Genomic DNA, 17,232 nt, shown 5'->3' on the forward strand with positions numbered 1-17,232 from the left:
ACAAAAAAGCAGAAATCCAACTCAAAAGTGGCTTAACCAATCAAACTCTATCTAACTCCCAACCTAATTCTAAAACGAATGCCAAAACATCTAAAAAACAAACAAATTTTGGTATGGGAATGTAAGGAATTTCAATGGCTATACAAGATTTAAGACAAAACAATGCAAATCAATCCCCACCAAGAGCTTTTACTGATTTAACTTTACTCCCCTTACATAAAATTCTTTTGTGTAATGGTTTTAAACTCAATAAAAACTCTAGTTCTATGAATAATCCTATCGTTTATAACCAAGACCAAAAGCTTGTGATTTGCAAAAAAGAAGAACACTATCTTTATTTTAATACTGATGGAAGCAACGATCGGGGCAATATCATTAATTTTTGTAGAAATCGTGGCATAGATATTAAAACGCTCATTCAAAACTATGAAAATGGTAAAACCGATTTGGAAGATCATTTGATCCCAAAATATTTTAACTCGGAACTAAACAATGAACAAACCATCAAAAAATTTAATGCTATGTCTTCTTATGATAAAAATCATAATGAATTCTTTATGAATCGTGGGCTATACAATAATTTAATCGATGAATACAGCAATCACATCAAACTTGATAACTTTAATGATGTTTGCTTTCCACATTATAAACTCACAAACATTCCTAAAATCTTAAATCAAAATTCAATGGAAGAAACCCAACCAAAAACAACAATCAATATATGTGGCTATACAAAACGATTGAAATTTCCACTATACAAGAATGCTGATGGAACCCCAAAAGAAAAGCCACTCAAGCAAATCCATTATGGTATAAAAGGCTTAGAAATTTTAAAGCCCAATGAAATTGATCCTAAAAATATCAAACAAATTGTAATTACAGAATCAATTGTAGATTCTCTAAGTTTTTTGCAACTTTTTCCAAACATTAACCCCAAAGAAACAATGTTATTAGGAACTTGTGGAGATTTTCATTTTGAAAATGGAATCAGACCAACCTTAGAAAAAATTATGGACACACTCAATCCTAACATTAAAATCATTTTAGGTTTTGATAATGACAATAAAGGAAGAGAATTCAGCAAGGAGTTTGAAAGATTTATTTTAGAAAAAACAAAACGATTTCCAATGGTTTATAAATCTTTCTGCAAAGACTTAAACGATGATTTAAGACTCTCCCAATTAACAGGAATTAAAAAGCTCGACAATAATAACTTGAATGATTTTTTAGAAAAAAAATTACTCTCCTATCAGACAAGCTCAGACACTCAAAAACGAAAAATTATCTTAGAGATTTTTAGAAAAGTCGATAAATACAAGCCACTTAAAGAGGATTTTAAAGATAAATTCAATCAAATCAATAAGCATAAAGCAATTAAAGAATTATAAATCAAACATAAATAATTCTATGATAAAATAAGTTCCTTGTTATTCCCACCCCTGATTTTAGGCAGTTATTAAAATCTTCTCTTTTATTAATATTTTAGATTCAAATTTGTTAAAATAACAATATAATTGTACTATCATCAGTCAATTTCTTTAATTTCTTTAATGGAGTCCATATAATATGAGAATCAATCTAAAAAAAAGATCCCGTATCGGGAAAGACAATCTTAGAATTTAAATGCAGTCGTGTTTTAGGTTGTATTCATATCAAAAATTCTATAACACGACAAATCAATCAAGAAAATAAAGAAAACATCTAAATAAACTGCAATAAAATAATCAACAATACCAATATTCTAAATAATACACAATAAAATAGAATAACACACCATACAATAAAATAGAATCAAATACAATCATTCTAACCCAACCACAATTCCATCTTCACTTTTCAATTCCAGACTCCAAGGCTTAAAAGATGTTCTGTTATAAGGGGAAAAAAGGCTAATGAAGTGCCTATTTTAGGTACTTTCAAGAGTCTGTTAGTGTTAAAATATGCCTATCAAAAGAAAATAAAGGAAAAAAAATGGAAAAAGTGGAATATCAAGAAATATTAGAAAATAGAATCGATGAGTTTTATGCAAGAGTTTGCCCGATCGGATACCAAGATTTAAAAAAAGCGATGGAAGTTGCATTTGAAACAGAAATTTTTAAAAAAGATGAAGTTGATGTTTGTAGTTATCTAAAAAATATTTTTTTAGATCAAGCAGAAAGTACAAGAAGAGAATGGGATGAATATAGAAGTATCGATCTGGTTGCGTTGGTTTATGATGATGTTTTAGAGGATTCTAAAAAATGGTTTATTGAGCAAGGTTGGAGCGAAGAAATTGAAAATATTTATATTGAATCAAATTATAATTTTACCATAGAAGAATTTAATAACTGCCTAAAACTGTTCTGCCAAACTTAATCTCATCGCCAATATTTTACCATAGAAGAATTTAATAACTGCCTAAAACTTGAAATAAGTGTATTTATCATCATTGAAAATTTCAATGGGTTTGAGTTTAGCCGAATCTTTGGATATGGCTCCATACCATTTCTTTTTTGGGTAAGAGTTATAACCTTTTTGAATTTTAGAGGTATCAATGGATATTTTCTCAATCCCTTCACCAATAATCAATATTTCTTTTTTATTATTGAGTTTGTTTTGAAGCGCTAATTTCTCTTCTTCAAGCTTTTTGGCTTTCTCTAATTCCAAATTTTCAACTTTGATCTTTCCAATAGTCCTATTTTCAGAGACAAAGACTAAAATAGTGGGGTTTCTTGAATTTTTATAATCTGTACTAAACAAATAGAAATTATAAATATTGCCGCTTTCGCTAATGATTGTTAAAGAAGTGTCGATACCAATAAGTTTCGGCTTGACCACTAATATGTTTGACAGATCATATTTATTACGACCCAACTCTAAGGCTTCAAAACCTAAAGAATCCCCTAATATAACTTGAGCAATTTTGTCGCTGTCAAAAATAAAAGTTGTGGCCATCGCCGAACGGGTTCTTATTTTATAGGTTTTTGATGATTTGGGATCGAATTTAATATTTAGAATATTTTCATTACCCGTGCGATTTTTATACCAAAATGAATTTTGAATAGCATTCAAGTTCTGATTTTTAACGGTATCTGTGGGATTTTGAACTGATGTATTGTCTTCGCCTTCAAAAGGACTTTCTGCAAAGAGAATAGTTATAAAAAAAGGGAAAAAAATACAGATTTTTAAATAGGATATAATTGTAATTGAGGTTGCTGTCCCTAGAGGATTGCAGCCTCTAGGGATAAATCTAAACAGCCTTAAAAAGGTGTTTCTGATGAAGTTCCTTGAATTGCTATCGACAATTCTAAGGCTCATTGTAACATTTTTTGATTTGCTTATCAAGCTAATCAAAATTTTGCAGTAGCTTTGGAGATCTCTCATTATTTTTAATGGGAGATTGTATTGTCGGCAGTAATTCTGAATTTTTCTTATCATAAAGACAACCCCCTATTCATTGATTTATCCGCATACTGCGTTTTTAATCTTGGAACAATTTCTTTTTGATCTTGATTTAAGACTTTCTTTGAAAATCTCTCAAGCTCATCGAGCGCTTTTTGTTTTTGATCAATAGAACTTTTGGAAGATAAGGTTTTTTCAATTTTTTGAAGTTGAGAATCTAGAGATTTGTTGTTCTTAATGTCTGTGTAATGCTTTGTTACCAAGGGATTTTTAAATTGCATTGCCTCATTAAGATTTCGATCAGAATAAAAAGATATAATTTGATTGTCAGAGGGGGAGAGTGGCAGTTGTGGCCCTCCCCTCTGTTTATCTACGATAACCCTAAATCTCACATTTTCTTGATTTTCCCATTCATAGACTTTTGCTCCTCTTTTGTCAATAAAGGGCTTCTTAAAAAGTTTTGTATATTCTCGAATGCTTTTGCCCAAATTTAATAATTCTTCTATGGCAATATAACCTTTTGACTCAGGATCTAAATGCAGTTTAATATGTTCGGCTCCTAAACCTCTGTCTCTTTCCGGATTGTGATATCCCTTTATATACATTACAACCGACTCAATAATAGCATTTTCAATCAACTCAACATCTGTTTGTATCGGTGTTGCTTTCTTTTCATTAAAGGTTACGTTGTAAATTCCTGTTTGTTCTTTTTTGTCCATTATTTATCCCCTTAAAATCCGATTGTCCCCGGATTGCTCGGATTTTTGATTGCATTTTCCATCATTTTGCCAACTCCTTTTCCAATTCCTGCGGCTCCTTTGCCAATTGAATTACCCAAATTCCCCATCATCATTCCGCCAAATTTGCTTGCAAGCCCCATCCCTTTAGAAAGATTTCCGGCTAATCCTGCTGTGGTTTTAATTACGCTACCTGCGCCCATTGAATCAGAATCGTTGCTGCTTCCGATGAGCTGATTGATCCAACTTGGAATTTTTAAAAGGATAAAGATTGAGAAAGCATATAGAATAGTTACGGCTACAATTGAAGTAAAGCTTTCAAGTCCCTCATAATTATTAGCCGTTGTGTTAGCTGCATAATTAGCGGCTTCTTTGGCAATCAAAGAGCAAAAGATCGCAAAAGGCGCATACAAAGATAAAGAGATGTAAAGTTTTCCCCAAGCGAAAAATATACCCCTTGTTTTACTCCATATTAATGTAGGAAACACGATTGCGCAAAGGGCTTGAATCACGATTGAAACAAAAGTGGATAAAATCACCATTCCAGAAATTACAAGCGTTAATGTCCAGCCACCAAGCCAAAATAAGCCGTATAAAATCGCATTCCCCCAGTTAAATCCGCTTACCCAACTGCCGACATCAATATTGATCGCTGTGAGCGATTTTTGAACGGCGTCCAAGGTTTTAATAATATCAGTATCCATATTGTCTCCCATACCGAGTTTGATTGCTCCGGTAAAAAGCAAACGAGGAAAATCGAATATTTGCAATACAAAAAAAATAAGCATTTTTTGATTGCAAGATCGCTTCTACAAAAACAAATATGGAAAGATAGATAAAAGCGGTTTTGATCATTCCTTTTTTATTGTCATTATCGAAATTTGCAATAAGCCAAAAAACCATTAAAAGAAACAAAAAACTCAGTAAAATCTTATTCGTATAAACCCTTTGCGCGCCATAAAAAATATTTTCACTCACCGCAACCGAAAGTTTGCTCAAGATTTTTGAAATGATTTCGGTAATGCTCAAAATTCTTCCTTCAAATAGAGATCTCTCCAACTTTGAGGGTGTTCTTTGATTATTTCTTTCATATGATTAACATTGATGGAGTCGGAGTTAAAAACCTTGAGGTATGGACCCAAACGCTCCAAATTAACATCAAGAATTTGTGAGCCGTTAGCTTTGGTTTTGAGTAGAATCTTTCTGTCTTTTTTGGACGTATTGCTTAAAAATCTAAGCTCTGTGGTTGTGAGTTTTAATTTTTCTTCCAAACTCTTTAAGACTTCAGATTGTGTCGTGGGAAATATGATAAAATTGCTCATATTCTCCAAAAAAGATCCTTTCATTGGGATATGTTCAAAAAAGTCTATATTTTGCACTCCCATCGTTACAACCCCACCTATTTTTCTCGCTTCCAAGATATTTTCCAAAATCAGACTCGCCATTCTTTGATGATTTAAAAGTCTTTAAGCTCATCAATCCAAATAAAAAATCCTCTAGCAGCGTCTTTATGAATCTTTTTTAGTTTGTGGAATATATAAAAGGCGCTTAATGATGATAGTTCAGAATCTTTTAAGATCGAATCCATATTAATAACGGAGAGTTTTTTGAGAAATTCAATGCATCCTCGTTATTGTCAAACAGACTTTCAAGGTAGCTTTCATATCTGATTTTTAACCCCTCTATCGGCTCTAAGCTGTCAAAAAAGTCTTTAAATCGGATATTATCGCCACCCCCCAGCATAAAGCCTCTCGATTACTTTGAAAATAGAAGCTTTTTCGTCGTATTCTTCTTTGGCAATTCCTCCCATCTCTTCAAAAAAAGTTTTGAGGAATATCTGATTTTCTCTATCTCCATTGAGGCTAAAAGGATTGAATTTCATATCTTCAACGTTGTGGTATTCCCCACCTATAAAGTTTGTAAAATTGTGCATCCCATTTAATTTGTCCATCGCAAAGACATCAATGGAGTTGTATTTCATCAAATTCATCATCAAAAAACTCATCAATGTTGTTTTGCCATAACCGGTTCCGCCGATAACGAGAGTATGACCTGGTTCGTTAATTTTTGGACTTTCGTGAAAATTAAACAAGAATGGCGATCCGTTCAGATGTTTTAAATGGTTACAGGCTTATTGCCGAAAGAATTTTTTGTAAAGCCTAAAATGTTATTTTCAAAATTAATCAAAACACTGATTATCGATCCGCTTTGTTGTCTGATTCTTGCGTTAAGATTTCCGTTGGCAGGGAAAAATGAAAAGTATAGAGGTTTGAGGTTCAAACTTTCTTTGGCTACAGAGAGATTTTTTTTATTCTCTAGATAATTTACAATGATGCTACAATTCCTGTCTAATTCTTCCTTTGATTCTGATTGAATTAAGATTGAGAAATAAAAATAAAAAATATTTTCTTTTTCTTGTTTGATTTCATCTTCTAGACTTTTTAGTTTTAAAGTAATTTCTTCATTGACTGCCATTAGAGTTGAATCATGAACTTTTTTAAACGCTTTTTCTCTATCGAGCGCTTGGAGATGAAACATTATGTAAAGATCCATATTTTCTTTTAAAATTTCAGGGATTAAACCAGAATCAATCAAATCAGTTTTATATGATTTGACAGAGATAAATCGGGAATATTTTTTTCTCATCGTTTCTGTAGTGAATAAAATGGTCTTTTTTGAATTTTACCATAGAAGAATTTAATAACTGCCTAAAACTCTTGAAGCTCTTTTCTTTCTTTTTCTCTCATTTCTTCATCAAACCTTGCTAAATCTTATAAATCGATTTGATAAGGCATAACATTCTCTAAATTTAGGTTTTTTTCCATTTTTAATCCTTTGTATTAAATTATCTTGATTATGATGAAAAGCTTTAAGCAAGCTCTTCCATCTGTTTTAAAAACTTTATAAAAGCAACCTCTTGCGGTGTGCCATTTTTATTTAATTGCTTACAGAAATTTAATCCCTCCTTCTTTTAATTGAAGCTCCTTTATTTTTTCAATATTTCCTCTTCCTGTAATGCCTCTTCCAAAGTTTTAGGAAAACCAACAGCAGAGTAATAGATTTGGTATTTTCTGTAGTCAATATGCATTAAATCCAAAAGAGTTCTGCCTGCGATATCAACTCTTTTGACTTTATTAGTGATTTTGGTAAAAATAGCTCCTTTTTTTGAAAACTCTAATGAATCATTTAAATCATAAACTTCAAACTTTAAGTCTTCAAATGTTTTGATATCAGGCGGATTAATCTCTCCTAAAATGAGTTTTTGTAATGTTTCGTTGTAATTCAAATAATTCTCTGCCACACGAATAACTTCTTTTAACAATTGATTATTGTGTTTTAATGTGTTTCTAAAATCTTCAAACCTTTTTTGAAACTTTAGAGGTGTATCTTTTAATGCTATCTTTTCTATTTTATTTTCCATTTAAATGCTCCTTACTTTTCTTTTGATGGGTATATTTTAACACTAACAGACTCTTGAAAATTCCTAAAATAGGCATTTTATAGCACTTTTTTTCCCTTAAATATCTCACTTAAAATCAAGTCGTTTTGTTATTATTTTTTAAATGTTTCCTATTGTTTTGAAAAGGTTTTGAGGTTTTTATTTCTCTTTTTTTTTTTTCTCCTTTTTGAATTCTATTCACTTTGCACCTCCTGTGTTTTCTTTCTCCGATTCTTCTTTTTCTCGATATTTTTTAGCATTAAAAGCTTTTATATGCTTATCGATAAAATCCTTTGCAACATAACAATCGATTTCCAGATTTTTGGGTAAAGAGATTTTGAGCTTCTCTGCAATGGCTTTACAAAACTCAATTTGTTTAGTACTCGCAGGTATGAGTTTCTTTTCTTTCTTTGTTTCCGAACTTTTTACATAAGATTGAAAACTCACTCCATTGAGTTTAGAATTGATTTCTTGCATAAATGCAATGTAACTTTCTTTCTTTTCGGTAATGAGGTCTAGCTTTTTTTCCATATCTTTGGTGAAATTTAAGTCGAGTATCCAAGAGTTTGAATCGTTGTGGAAAAAATCAATCACGTTGATTCCTTTAATACTTGGGCTGATTTCTCTTTTTTTGCCATCAATATTGATATATTCTTTATTGAGCAGAATTGGGAGATAACTTGCATAAGTACTGGGTCTTCCGATTCCTTTTTTCTCCAGTACTTCAATAAAATCAGATTCTAAAAATCTTTTGGGAGGGCTTTTGGGAGTCTCTCTTAACTTTAGGGTTTTTAAAGGATAGAGTTCGCCTTCTTTGAGTTTTGAGCTATCGAAGGCTTTTGGTTTTTGCTTTGAATCTCTTTCTTGATGGTCTGAATCTGTATTGTTTAAATCATTCTCGCTTCTTGAAGTATGACTTTTTTTGTTTCCGGCATTAAATTCTTCCAAAAGTTTTAAATAACCCTCATAAATCAGATTATTCATACTCACTTTAAAATCACTCATTTTGATTTTAAAGTGCAAACTGATATTCTCATAGACAGCATTTTTGCTTTGAGAAACTATAGTATTTATGAATATAGTCCTATAAAGAGCGATTGCATTATCTGTTGTTATTTTTTCTTTTTTACACACATCAATCAGGTCTTCAAATTTATGAGGGTGTGTGATTCTGATAGCTTCGTGTGCTTCTGCTTGAGAGTTTTTTCCTGCAGAATATTCTTTGTATTCATAAAAATCGGGATAAATGCCTTGATAAAAGTTTTTATGTTCTTCCAAGTACTCTTTAGAGATAAACTCGCTGTCGGTTCGTATATAAGTAATGAGTCCTGCTTCAAATAATTTTTGTGCTAAGTCTTGGACTTCTTTGGTTGAGATATTCAATTCTTTGGACCCCGCTTTTAAAAGCTTTGAGGTTGTAAAAGGTTTAGGGGGTGCTGATTGGACTTGTTTAATTTCAATGTTTTTTAAGAGGGCAAATTGATTTGAAGTCAAAGAATTGATGAGATTAAGGGCTTCTTCTTTGGTATTGAATCTCCCCTCTATTAATTTGATTTCTTTTGCTTTGTTGTTGTCCTCTATATTGCTTTCTTCCTCTGTCTCTCTATCTCCTTTATCGTCTTTATCTCCGTTATTTACTCCTCCTTCTCGCATATATTTTAAAGTTAAAAGATTCTCATTTATCAATATTTCGGCATTGACTCCATAAGAGATTCTCTCTTCGGGTTTCAGTTTATTGAAAGTTTCCAGTTCTTTCTCTCTGCTTACAATAAGACTAAGGATTTTATCATAGAAGAATTTAATAACTGCCTAAAACTCCTATAAGTCCCTAAAATGGGATAGTGTAATTTTATCATAGAAGAATTTAATAACTGCCTAAAACCCTTTTTGGATTCATTTTTGATTTGATTGTTTGGATTATCTTTTTGTAATGTATGCTATTGCCCTAAACCTTACTCCCTCTGATTTCCTCTTTTAATCAGAATTGATAATCCTATTAAGGATTATCAATTCTTTTATCTGAAGGCATTGCGATTGCTAAAACAGGATAAAAGACCAAGAAATTATTAAAGCAAATGATGTTTGTTTTTCAGGTTGAAAAATCAGAATGCATATCTATTGCAATAACACTTCGGATTGATTAGATAGACTTTAAAATATCTCAAAATTAGAGACCTCTTTAGTTCGTATTAAAAGACTCTAGTTCTTGATTGACTTTTGATATTTTTTCGTTGAGTTCATCTAAATTTTTTCTTGTTTCTTCCAATACTTCTTTAGGAGCATTTTGGCAGAACTTTTCATTGCTAAGCATAGCCTGCAATTTAGAAATTTCTTTTTCCAATTTTTGTTTTTGAGCTTCCAAGCGTTTTAGCATAGGCGTGAGATCAAGTCCTTCAAGACTAAGATGGGTTTGGCAATAAAGACTCACATCTGTGACGCATTTTGGTGGTTTTTGGGTTGTGATTTCTATATTTTGAACTTTAGCAAGCTTGGAGCTGAAAGTTTGCAAAAGTTTTTCATCTCGGATTTTTTTATTCTGATTGAGTTCTATGAAAGCTTTTGGAATTTCTTTATTTCCGATATCTAAAATCATCTTTGCTCTTCTGAGTGAGATGATAGAATCCTTGATGATCTCAAATTCCATTTCCAAATCTTTATCTTGAATGGTTTCATCAGGATAAGAGCAAATCATAATTGAAATAGAATCTTGCAAAGAGGAGGCATTGAGCTTATGCCAGAGATGTTCGCTTAAAAATGGCATATATGGATGGAGAAGTTTTAAGGCATCTTTTAGCACGCTTCCAAGTTCATAAATAGAATATTTATCTGCCTTGCCAAACTCAATGAACCAATCGCAAAATTCTCCCCACAAGAATCGATAAAGAGTGTTTGCTCCATCATTGAATCGGTAGGTTTCAAGGGCGTTTCTGATTTCTTTGGTTGTAGCATTGAGTCTTGATTTAGCATATTTTCCTAGAGAGGTTTGATAATCTTTTAGCTTCTTTTTATCTTCAAAACCTTTTTTTAATGCTTCTTCTCCATTTAATTGCTCTAAATACATCATTAAAAAATTGACTGCATTAAAAAGCTTGTTAGCAAAATTTTTTGAAATTTCAATCGCTGAAGAAGATAATTTGATATCACGCCCTTGAACACAAAGCATTGCGAGGGTAAATCTGAGTGCATCCGCCCCGTATTTTTCTATCATTTCTAAGGGATCGATCACATTTCCTTTGGATTTGCTCATTTTTGCGCCGTTTTCATCGCGAACTAGTGCGTGCAAATAAATGTCTTTAAATGGAAGCTTCCCAAGCAAGGATTCCCCGCTTAAAAGCATTCTTGCCACCCAAAAAAATAAAATATCAAATCCCGTGATTAGGGCAGTATTGGGATAAAAATCTCTCAAATCATTTTTTTGCCATTTTTCCCCCTCGCCAAAATTTCCATTTCCCCATCCTAAAGTACTAAAAGCCCAAAGACCTGAGCTAAACCAAGTATCTAGCACATCAGGATCTTGCACTAGTTTTTTGCTTCCACATTTTGGGCATTTTGCAGGAGAATCTTCTTCACTTGCGAAAGTATGGGAACATTCGCAAGTCCAAACAGGGATTCGATGCCCCCACCATAGTTGGCGACTGATGCACCAATCTTTCAAATCCCTCATCCAAGCGTTGTAGTTATTTTTCCATTGCGTCGGATAAAAAGAGAGCAAATTTTGATTGACTTTTTCAATGGCTCCTTGTGCGACTTGCGCTTTTACAAACCATTGTTTTGAGATGTAAGGTTCGATGATATTCCCGCATCGGTAGCATTTGCCTACTTGGTTGGCATAATCTTGTATTTTTTCTATGAATCCTTCATTTTGGAGTTTTGCGACGATTTTTTCTCTTGCAGCAAGCCGTTCAAGTCCTTTGAATTCTTGAGCGTGTTCATTGAGGATCCCAAATTTGTCAAACACAACAATAAAATCTAAACAATGTCTTTTGCCCACTTCATAATCATTTACATCGTGAGCGGGAGTAACTTTGACGCAACCTGTGCCAAAAGACGCATCGACATAAGAGTCGGCAATTACGGGAATTTCTTTATTTAAAAGCGGGAGTAGGACTTTTTTACCGATAAATTTTTGATAACGTTCATCATCAGGATGAACCATAACTGCAGTATCTCCAAAATAAGTTTCTGGACGAGTGGTAGCAACTATGAGAAAGTCTTGAGTATCTTTGATGGGATATTTCAGATAATAGAGCTTGCCGAGATTTTCTTCATATTCAACTTCAATATCTGAAAGCGCTCCATCGTGGGTGCACCAATTGACCATATAATTATCTTGAACGATGAGTCCTTTTTCATACCAAGTTACAAATGCTTTTTTGACGGCATTTTTCAGCCCCTCATCCATTGTAAATCTTGAGCGTGACCAAGCCGGCGAGATACCAAGTCGTTGCATTTGTGAAAAAATCACTCCTCCACTTTTTTCTTTCCATTCCCAAATTTTTTGAACAAAAGCTTCTCTACCGATTTCTTCTTTTTTGATACCGTTTGATAAAAGCTGTTTTTCGACAATGTTTTGAGTGGCAATGCCAGCGTGATCAAGTCCAGGTTGATAAAGGGTCTTATACCCATCCATTCGTTTGAATCGGGTTAGAATATCTTGAAGTGTGAGTGTGAGTGCGTGTCCAATATGCAAGACGCCTGTAACATTGGGAGGGGGCATCATAATGGCGAAGTGTTTATCTTCTTTTTGAATGTCTTTATTCCCGTTGGTTTCAAAATAACCCCGTTCTTGGCAGATTTGATAAATTTCTTCTTCGATTTCTTTGGGGCTATAGGATTTTATTTTTGAGTCTGTACCCATCAGGTGTCCTTAAAAAATTTGGTATAGGTTTTGCTTTTTGAATTATACAAAAAAGCAAATAATTGCAGGAGAAAATATGCTATATGATTTAAAAGCGCCTATTTTGGGTTTTGAAAATGTTTTGCAGGTACATCTTGAAAAAATTGATGAAATGTTCAGTAAAATGAGTAGTCCTGATGGGGGGTTGAATATGGCGCTGGTAAATCCTTATGTGTTGAGGGAATATTCTTTTACCGTTCCTAAATATGTCGAATTGCTTTTAGAGTTGGATAAAGATTCTAAAGTAGAGGTTTATTGTGTGGTTATTTTGCAAAAAGATTTACAAGATTCGATGGTGAATTTTTTAGCTCCTTTGATTTTTAATCCTCAAAACCATACTGCTGCTCAAATTGCTCTTTCGATGATGGATTATCCTGATTTTGGTTTTAGAGATACGTTGAAGTCTTTTATCAAGCAAGAAGTGGGTGCATAGATAATTTTAAGGGTGTGATTTATGAATATTGCGATTACAGGCGGGGGAACTGGGGGACATTTAGCAATTGCTAAAGCATTAGGTGAGACTTTAAAACTCAAAGGCAATAAGCTTTTTTATATCGGTTCGATAAGCGGACAGGATAGAGATTGGTTTGAAGATAATGATTTATTTGAAAAATGCTATTTTCTTAAGACTTCAGGCGTGGTGAATAAAAAAGGTTTGGGATTGTTTGGAGCTATTTTTAAACAGTTAGTTGCCATTAAAGAAGCAAGAAAAATTCTTAAAACCTGCCAAATTCAAAGAGTACTTAGCGTGGGAGGATTTTCTGCAGCCCCAGCAAGCTTTGCGGCAGTTTTTTTGAGGATTCCCTTTTTTATCCACGAACAAAATGCTATCAAAGGCACTTTAAATAAACTTTTGAGTCCCTTTGCAAAAAATGTTTTTGGTAGTTTTTCCCATTTAGGAAAGAATTATGTCAAGACTTTTTATCCTATTAGAAATGAATTTTTTAAGCATTCTCGAATCAGGAATGAAATAAAATGTGTGATTTTTTTGGGAGGCTCACAAGGTGCAAAAGCCTTAAATGATTTTGCACTTTTATGTGCTAAGGGGCTTTTAAAAAGAGGGATTCAGATCATTCATCAGTGTGGAAGAAACGATTTGAAAAGAGTTCGAGATATTTATGAAAAACTTGAGATAGCAGATTCTATTAATCTTTTTGATTTTAGCAAAGATTTGGTTGATTTGATGACAAAAGCAGATTTGTGTGTGGGTAGGGCAGGAGCAAGTACAGTTTGGGAATTGTGTGCAAATGGATTGAATGCGATTTTTGTGCCTTATCCTTATGCACTCAAAGATCATCAATACTACAATGCTTTAGAGTTTGAAAAAGAAGAGCTTGGTATTATTGTGCGTCAAAATGATCTTTGTGCAGAGGTTTTGTTTGATTTTATCGATAGGCTTGAAGAAACAGATGAAACTGGAATGAAAAATATTTCCAAAATAAGCTCTAAATTGCAGGAAAAAATCCGTCCTGATGGAGCTGATGAAATCGCAAAACGAATTTTGGAATATTGATAGGTTAGCGATTTTTAAGAATTCTATAGAAGGAGTATCAATGGATACAATTATTTTTAGGTTCAGTGGGGTTGGCGGGGAAGATTTAGAGTGTGAGATTGATGAGGCAGGAGCAGAACAGAGAGAAAGAGAGTTTTTAGAAAATTGAAATAATTTTTCTAATGTTAAAAAAGTGAAAAGAGTACTGAAAGATTATGCAGGCACATTAAAAGAAGAAATTCCGAAAAAATTTGTAGAATTGGGAATATTGGATAAGGAAAAGTCTTTATTTTTATTGGCACAACCTGAAAAGATTGATTTTATTTATAAATATCATAAAAAAGGGGGCATTAAAGAACTTACAGAATGGAATTCTCCGCCCGACAGGAAGAGCTGGGGTGGAGGTGGGCCTTCTGCGAGTCTTAATAAATATAAAGAATATCTGAAAGCTAAAACAGAAAATTCTTATAAGCAAATAAAGTCCAATCAAGAATTAGATTCTTCGTTGCCTTTGAATCAAATTTTATACGGACCTCCTGGGACAGGCAAGACATATGCAACGATTGAAAAAGCTTTGGAGATTTTAGGAAAAAATTTTCAAAGCAGAGCGGAAGCAAAAAAGATATTTGATAAATGCAGAAAAGATGGGCAGATTGAATTTGTTACTTTTCATCAGAGCTATGGGTATGAAGAATTTGTAGAGGGTATTCATCCTGAAATTAATGAGGAAGGCAATCTGAATTACGAAATTAGAGATGGTATTTTTAAAGAGATTGCCAAAAGAGCAATGGAAAATTATAAAGGTAGTCTAGAAGAAAATAAGGCATCCAATCAGAATTTGAACTTAGAAGAATTGATTGAGGCTTTTAGTGATTACATCAGAGAAAGGCTTGATAAAGAGGAGGACTTTTTTTTTAAAGATAAGGTAAAAATAAAAGATATTCGAAGATCTGATACAGAGACAAAATCATTTATAACGGGAGGGTCTGTCAATAATCAGAGACTTACAACCGATATTTTAAAAAGAGATTATGAAGATTTTAAGGCAGGTAAAATCAAAAGTCCTAATGATGTCAAGCCGACCTATGAATCAAAAAGGCATAGACATGGAAATGCTATTTATTATTTTGCTTTATATAAAAAACTACAAGAATTTGAAAAAAAAGATTTTCAACAACCAATCAAAACGCAAAATGAAAGCATTTCATTAAAACCTTATATTCTGATTATTGATGAAATCAATCGAGGGAATATTTCTAAGATTTTTGGCGAACTCATCACATTATTAGAACCCACCAAACGCGTAGGAGAAAATGACGCATTGTACTTGAGTTTGCCCTATAGTAGGGAAAAATTTGGAGTGCCTAAAAATGTTTATATTATTGGCACGATGAATACGGCTGATCGAAGCATTGCTTTGATGGATACAGCTTTGCGTAGGAGGTTTGATTTTGTTGAAATGATGCCTGATGTCGAAAAATTGGATAAAGTCATAGAAAATATCAAGCTAAAAGAAATGTTAAAAACCATCAATGCGCGTATCGAATTTCTCTATGATAGGGAACATACCATCGGGCATACCTTTTTTATAGGCGTAGAAAGTTTAAAAGATACAAAAAATTTGAAAAATATTTTTCAACATAAAATCATTCCGTTGTTACAAGAATATTTTTATGAAGATTATGCCAAGATAGATGCTGTTTTGGGTGGAAATGGGATGATAGAAAAAATAGAAACTAAAGAAAATCTTTTTAGAAATTTAAATAAAGATTTAATGATTGATATTGAAAAAATTATTTACAAAATCAAAGATTTTAAGGATGGAATCTGGGACGATCCTGCAACCTATATCAAAATTTATCAAGAATTAGATTTTAAAGACAATGAACAAGAATAATAAATACATTCTCCAAATCACAGAATGGCAGAAATTTGGAATAGACGATATTGATGTGGGCAACAAAAACAAAGCCCAAAAAATATTTGATGAACTTAAAGATTTTGCCCTCTATGAAGAAAATCAAAACTTTTTAATTCCCGTTAAAGGAGGTAGGTACCTTAAAGCTGTAAATTATGTCGGGCTGATCCAGACTAAAAGCGGGTTTTCTTTGGAGATTTTACCTAAGATTGCACAAAACGACCAAGAGAATAAAGAAAAATCCAAAGAATTATTGCTGCAAATGTTAAAAACCTTGAAAAATTCCCCGTTTAAAACCACCCGTATTTCAAGTTTAAAAACCACGCAATCCTCACTTTTGGAGATTTTTGTACAAATGTTTTTAGATGAACTGATGAGGCTTATTAAAAAAGGACTCAAATCTTCTTATGAGTGCGTGGAAGAAAATCGATTTTGTTTCAAGGGAAAAATAATTTTCAATGAACATATTAAACACAATTTAATCCATCAAGAAAGATTTTGGACTCAAAGCGATGAACATATACCCAATATTCCTCAAAATCGGCTCATTGTTTCTGTCCTTGATTTTCTCTCAAAAATATCTTTAAGCACAGATTTAGAAAGTCTTTTGAGACGATGCCGTTTCATTTTTGATTCCATACCCTTGAGTAAAAATATTGAGAGAGATTTTGGATGTTGTTTCCAAAACAGAAGTTTGAGGCATTATGAAGCAATTCTTGCTTATTGCAGAGTGTTCTTAAAGAAACAAGTTTTTACTCTTTATGCTGGAAATAATGTGAGTATGGCTCTTTTGTTTGATATGAATAAACTTTTTGAATCTTATGTCGCGCATTGTTTCAAACAAGTTTCTCCTAAAGATTGGACGATTGTTTCCCAAGATCGCAGTAAATACTTATTGGAAGATAAATGGTGTGCTTTGCGCCCAGATATTGTGGCGACTAATGGAGAAAAAATCATTATTTTTGATACCAAATGGAAATTGCTGTCAGATCAGATTCAAAAAAATATATCTGTAGCAGATATCTATCAAATGTGGGCATATGCCAGTCGATATAAAAGCAAAAAAGCAGTCTTAATTTATCCCAAAGTAAGTGAAACCCAAGGCATTTATAAAAAATTCGAACACGATTTTAAAAATAATGATTTTGAACCTTTCTTGGATATTATTTTTATTGATTTGAGAGAAAAAATGCTTGAAAATCAATTAAAAGAGCATTTAAAATTATAAATGAAGTTAAACTTATAAACCACAACAACATTTCCACCCCATTTGTAAAAAAATTTTATTCTTAATAGATATAAAAGCAATGCTTCAATAGAATAGAAGATGGTATTTCTAAGATATAGAAGATAGTATTTCTAAAAGAG

Annotated in this window: 17 protein-coding genes; 6 read left to right on the forward strand and 11 right to left on the reverse strand. The window is 32.6% G+C overall.

Translation table 11 applies throughout. The annotated features are described in order from the left end of the window. Window positions 1-134: 134 nt before the first annotated feature. Both BKH41_RS09145 and BKH41_RS09150 read left to right on the forward strand, forming a co-directional pair. Entirely contained in the window at window positions 135-1,388 is a 1,254-nt protein-coding gene (locus BKH41_RS09145; protein WP_095299295.1) for a toprim domain-containing protein, read from the forward strand. Window positions 1,389-1,971: 583 nt separating this feature from the next. After that, a complete protein-coding gene (locus tag BKH41_RS09150) occupies window positions 1,972-2,355 on the forward strand; it encodes a hypothetical protein (protein WP_095299297.1) in 384 nt (127 codons plus the stop codon). Window positions 2,356-2,397: 42 nt separating this feature from the next. Here the strand turns inward: BKH41_RS09150 and BKH41_RS09155 are convergent, their stop codons facing one another. The 11 genes from BKH41_RS09155 to BKH41_RS09200 all read right to left on the reverse strand — a co-directional run bounded on the left by BKH41_RS09155 (window position 2,398) and on the right by BKH41_RS09200 (window position 12,415). After that, entirely contained in the window at window positions 2,398-3,417 is a 1,020-nt protein-coding gene (locus BKH41_RS09155; RefSeq protein WP_095299299.1) for a TrbG/VirB9 family P-type conjugative transfer protein, read from the reverse strand. After that, the gene (locus tag BKH41_RS09160; RefSeq protein ID WP_257875455.1) at window positions 3,414-4,100 is read right to left on the reverse strand and encodes a hypothetical protein; all 687 of its coding nucleotides are present in this window, start codon (window positions 4,098-4,100) and stop codon (window positions 3,414-3,416) included. The genes BKH41_RS09155 and BKH41_RS09160 overlap by 4 nt, the downstream gene beginning before the upstream one ends. Before the next feature lie 11 nt (window positions 4,101-4,111). Beyond that, window positions 4,112-4,822 carry a type IV secretion system protein gene (locus BKH41_RS09165; RefSeq protein ID WP_180762803.1) on the reverse strand — a complete coding sequence of 237 codons (711 nt, stop codon included), beginning with the start codon at window positions 4,820-4,822 and terminating at the stop codon, window positions 4,112-4,114. Continuing rightward, on the reverse strand, window positions 4,812-5,147 hold the full coding sequence (locus tag BKH41_RS09880) for a hypothetical protein (protein WP_095299303.1): 336 nt from the start codon (window positions 5,145-5,147) through the stop codon (window positions 4,812-4,814). The genes BKH41_RS09165 and BKH41_RS09880 overlap by 11 nt, the downstream gene beginning before the upstream one ends. Then, window positions 5,144-5,563, reverse strand: a complete 420-nt coding sequence (locus BKH41_RS09175; protein WP_095299305.1) for a hypothetical protein — start codon at window positions 5,561-5,563, stop codon at window positions 5,144-5,146. Before BKH41_RS09175 ends, BKH41_RS09880 begins: the two co-directional genes overlap by 4 nt. A gap of 127 nt (window positions 5,564-5,690) precedes the next feature. Continuing rightward, window positions 5,691-5,861: a hypothetical protein gene (locus BKH41_RS09885; protein ID WP_180762804.1), complete on the reverse strand. Its 171-nt coding sequence runs from the start codon at window positions 5,859-5,861 to the stop codon at window positions 5,691-5,693. Next, window positions 5,842-6,210, reverse strand: a complete 369-nt coding sequence (locus tag BKH41_RS09180; RefSeq protein ID WP_095299307.1) for a hypothetical protein — start codon at window positions 6,208-6,210, stop codon at window positions 5,842-5,844. Before BKH41_RS09180 ends, BKH41_RS09885 begins: the two co-directional genes overlap by 20 nt. A gap of 23 nt (window positions 6,211-6,233) precedes the next feature. After that, the gene (locus tag BKH41_RS09185; protein WP_095299309.1) at window positions 6,234-6,764 is read right to left on the reverse strand and encodes a hypothetical protein; all 531 of its coding nucleotides are present in this window, start codon (window positions 6,762-6,764) and stop codon (window positions 6,234-6,236) included. Between the two features lie 340 nt (window positions 6,765-7,104). Further along, on the reverse strand, window positions 7,105-7,539 hold the full coding sequence (locus tag BKH41_RS09190; RefSeq protein WP_095299311.1) for a hypothetical protein: 435 nt from the start codon (window positions 7,537-7,539) through the stop codon (window positions 7,105-7,107). A 216-nt stretch (window positions 7,540-7,755) separates the two neighbouring features. After that, a complete protein-coding gene (locus tag BKH41_RS09195) occupies window positions 7,756-9,360 on the reverse strand; it encodes a DNA topoisomerase (protein WP_095299313.1) in 1,605 nt (534 codons plus the stop codon). A 376-nt stretch (window positions 9,361-9,736) separates the two neighbouring features. Then, window positions 9,737-12,415 carry a valine--tRNA ligase gene (locus BKH41_RS09200; RefSeq protein ID WP_095299315.1) on the reverse strand — a complete coding sequence of 893 codons (2,679 nt, stop codon included), beginning with the start codon at window positions 12,413-12,415 and terminating at the stop codon, window positions 9,737-9,739. Between the two features lie 76 nt (window positions 12,416-12,491). Between BKH41_RS09200 and fliW the strand changes: the two genes are divergently transcribed. The 4 genes from fliW to BKH41_RS09220 all read left to right on the forward strand — a co-directional run bounded on the left by fliW (window position 12,492) and on the right by BKH41_RS09220 (window position 17,092). Next, entirely contained in the window at window positions 12,492-12,887 is a 396-nt protein-coding gene (gene fliW / locus BKH41_RS09205) for a flagellar assembly protein FliW (RefSeq protein WP_095299321.1), read from the forward strand. A gap of 21 nt (window positions 12,888-12,908) precedes the next feature. After that, window positions 12,909-13,967, forward strand: coding sequence for an undecaprenyldiphospho-muramoylpentapeptide beta-N-acetylglucosaminyltransferase (gene murG, locus BKH41_RS09210; protein ID WP_095299317.1), 1,059 nt, complete (start codon window positions 12,909-12,911; stop codon window positions 13,965-13,967). Window positions 13,968-14,139: 172 nt separating this feature from the next. Continuing rightward, the gene (locus BKH41_RS09215) at window positions 14,140-15,843 is read left to right on the forward strand and encodes an AAA family ATPase (RefSeq protein WP_257875456.1); all 1,704 of its coding nucleotides are present in this window, start codon (window positions 14,140-14,142) and stop codon (window positions 15,841-15,843) included. Further along, complete coding sequence (locus BKH41_RS09220) at window positions 15,830-17,092, forward strand: McrC family protein (RefSeq protein WP_095299319.1); 1,263 nt, start codon at window positions 15,830-15,832, stop codon at window positions 17,090-17,092. The genes BKH41_RS09215 and BKH41_RS09220 overlap by 14 nt, the downstream gene beginning before the upstream one ends. Window positions 17,093-17,232: the final 140 nt, after the last annotated feature.

It is taken from the genome of Helicobacter sp. 12S02232-10 (assembly GCF_002272895.1).
Classification (GTDB): Bacteria; Campylobacterota; Campylobacteria; order Campylobacterales; family Helicobacteraceae; genus Helicobacter_J.